This is a genomic window from Nitrosomonas sp. Nm33, assembly GCF_900107265.1.
Taxonomy (GTDB): domain Bacteria; phylum Pseudomonadota; class Gammaproteobacteria; order Burkholderiales; family Nitrosomonadaceae; genus Nitrosomonas.
In genome coordinates this window covers 1-1,665 of the sequence record NZ_FNPJ01000154.1, presented here as the reverse complement: position 1 = coordinate 1,665, position 1,665 = coordinate 1, and the positions used below count along the sequence as shown (strand labels likewise).

The following is a 1,665-nucleotide window of genomic DNA, read 5'->3' as shown; positions in this document are numbered from 1 at the left end:
CACCAAAGAATCAATCGGGTTGCCTGAACCTGATTAACTTTATATGTCAGAGCTTAACTTTCTTTCAGGTTGTCCAGTTACAGGGAGCCACATCAGGTAGCAGGGCCGCAGTTAATGGTGGGTAACGTACTACTTCTCAAGCATGCGGAGAGCGTTCCTCAGTCGGCGTTGGCCTTTGCTCGCCTGTTTGAGGAAGCTGGCGCTCCGGCAGGCGTATACGCGAATATTTTTGCCAGTATTGAACAGACCGAAAGGCTGATCGAGGATCCCCGTGTCCGGGGCGTTACCCTGACTGGCAGCGAGCGCGCAGGCGCGGCAGTGGCCGGACGCGCGGGCCGCAGCCTCAAGAAATCAGTAATGGAACTGGGTGGAAGTGATCCGCTGATTGTGCTTGAAGACGCGCCAATGGAATCCACGCTCGATAATGCCTTGTTCGGTCGGATGTTCAACACGGGTCAATGCTGCGTCGGTTCAAAACGCATCATTGTCATCGGCAAGGAGCGGGGAGAGGATTTCCTCGATGGCTTCGTTCAGCGCATTGCGGCGCTGAAGGCAGGCGATCCTGCAGATCCTGCTACAACCCTGGGACCGCTTGCTTCAGAGAAGGCATTGGATCTTCTCCTGGATCAAATCAAGCTGGCCAGGAAAGAAGGGGGAAAGGTTGCGTTTGGCGGTGGAAGGATTGATCGTCCGGGCTTCTATCTGGAGCCCACTGTACTGACCGGCATCAGCGAGAACAACCCGATCCACGTTCAAGAATTATTTGGCCCGATTGCCTCTTTTTACGTCGTCGAGAATGAAAACGAGGCCGTCAGCCTGGCAAACGCCACTCCATTCGGTCTGGGCGCCTCCGTGTTTACGGCTGACGTCGAGCATGGGCGAAAGGTTGCGGCAAAGATTGAAAGCGGTATGGTCTTCATCAATCAGCCGGTCTGGACGGCCGCTCAACTTCCGTTCGGCGGCATCAAGAATTCGGGCTTTGGGCGTGAGCTATCGGAGCTGGGCTTCGGTGAATTTGTCAATGAGAAGTTAATCAATGTTGCGCCTCCGGGCTCACCGCCATGGGGGCCTATCAAATAAGGGTTAACAAATGGTTGCACGTGTAAGCTGGGAAACGGCGCGGCGCTTGTCGCGCAAGTGGAAGCTTTCTCCCTGAATCGACGCCACGTAGGCGTGATGTGACAGCAGATCTGGCATGGCTGCTGTCAGCATGGGGGCGTTGGCGAATGTTTAATTCCGCTGCCCAAACGGCAGGCTGCTCGTCAAGAGGCTGCCTTTTCATGGCGCTTGGCGATCACCTGGAAGAACAGATTGGCTTGCTCCCGGCTCAGCGGCAAATAGCCAATCTCGTCAATGATCAGCAGCTTAGTCCTCATGCAGCATCTCGAAGCGCTGCGCGAGAAAATCAATTAACGCCCGCACGGATGGCAGAAGACCGCGCCGGGACGGAAACACAGCATGAATGATTTCCCGACCTGGCGCCCAGTCTGGCACCAGTCTAACCAATGAACCAGCTCCCAGCTGATCCCGTGCCATGACCACTGGCAGCTGCACTACACCGACACCGGCCACAGCGGCGTCTCTCAGCGCAATCATGTCCGTCGTCACGAAACGCGGCGTGTGGTGAAGTGTTACGTGTGCGCCATCTGGCCCATGCAGCACCCA

At 56.2% G+C, this 1,665-nt stretch carries 2 protein-coding genes and 1 pseudogene; 1 reads left to right on the top strand and 2 read right to left on the bottom strand.

What is annotated here, in order from left to right:
* The first annotated feature begins 69 nt into the window (after positions 1 to 69).
* Complete coding sequence (locus tag BLV54_RS15175) at positions 70 to 1,080, top strand: aldehyde dehydrogenase family protein (protein WP_090572408.1); 1,011 nt, start codon at positions 70 to 72, stop codon at positions 1,078 to 1,080.
* 3 nt (positions 1,081 to 1,083) lie between these two features.
* On the opposite strand, the pseudogene BLV54_RS16345 reads toward BLV54_RS15175, so the two are convergent.
* Together BLV54_RS16345 and BLV54_RS15165 are read right to left on the bottom strand one after the other, a co-directional pair.
* Positions 1,084 to 1,388, bottom strand: a pseudogene (locus tag BLV54_RS16345) (ATP-binding protein); the annotation flags it as partial.
* Positions 1,366 to 1,596, bottom strand: coding sequence for a LysR substrate-binding domain-containing protein (locus BLV54_RS15165; RefSeq protein ID WP_090572409.1), 231 nt, complete (start codon positions 1,594 to 1,596; stop codon positions 1,366 to 1,368). The pseudogene BLV54_RS16345 and the gene BLV54_RS15165, both read right to left, overlap by 23 nt.
* Positions 1,597 to 1,665 lie beyond the last annotated feature (69 nt).